This window comes from Microbacterium sp. ZW T6_19 (assembly GCF_044987465.1).
GTDB lineage: Bacteria > Actinomycetota > Actinomycetes > Actinomycetales > Microbacteriaceae > Microbacterium > Microbacterium natoriense_A.
The window spans coordinates 1-512 of sequence record NZ_JBJDRH010000028.1 but is presented as its reverse complement, the minus strand read 5'-3'; the positions used below and the strand labels follow the sequence as shown (position 1 = coordinate 512).

At 59.0% G+C, this 512-nt stretch carries 1 protein-coding gene; it reads right to left on the bottom strand.

Annotated elements, in window-relative coordinates; translation table 11 throughout:
- Positions 1 to 462, bottom strand: a 462-nt coding sequence (locus tag ACI3KT_RS18525; protein WP_404905878.1) for an ABC transporter permease, incomplete at its 3' end; no start/stop codon positions are given.
- Between the last annotated feature and the right edge of the window lie 50 nt (positions 463 to 512).

Genomic DNA, 512 nt, shown 5'->3' with positions numbered 1-512 from the left:
CATAATACCAGCAATGGCCAGTACCGGGATCAGGAATGCCAGAGCGATAGCCAGATCAAGCAACGGCGACAAGACTGCCGACAACGGGAGCGACAAGCGCGGAAAATACACCTTCTCGATCAGCGAGGCGTTGTTGGTGGCGCTGTTGGCGGCGTTGGTGAGCGCCTGAGAAAAATAGTTCCAGGCGGTCAGAGCGCAGATGCTGAACGCCCAATAGGGCTGGCCATCCGAGGCGACTTTCACCAGCGTGCCGAAGATGAGCGTGAAGACGACCATACTGAAGAATGGCGGCACGAGCGCCCAGGCGGCGCCGAAGAAGGTCTGGCGATAGCGCACCTTGATGTCGCGCCAGACGAGGAAAGCGACGAGATCACGATTGTCCCATACCTCGCGGAGGTAGATGACAATCGAGCCCCGGTCCGGCGTGATGATCGTTGCGTGCCGCTCAGGCTGCTCTGACATCAAGGCTCCAATAGAAAACTGCTGGCGGTGCGTGGTGGGAGCAAATGGAG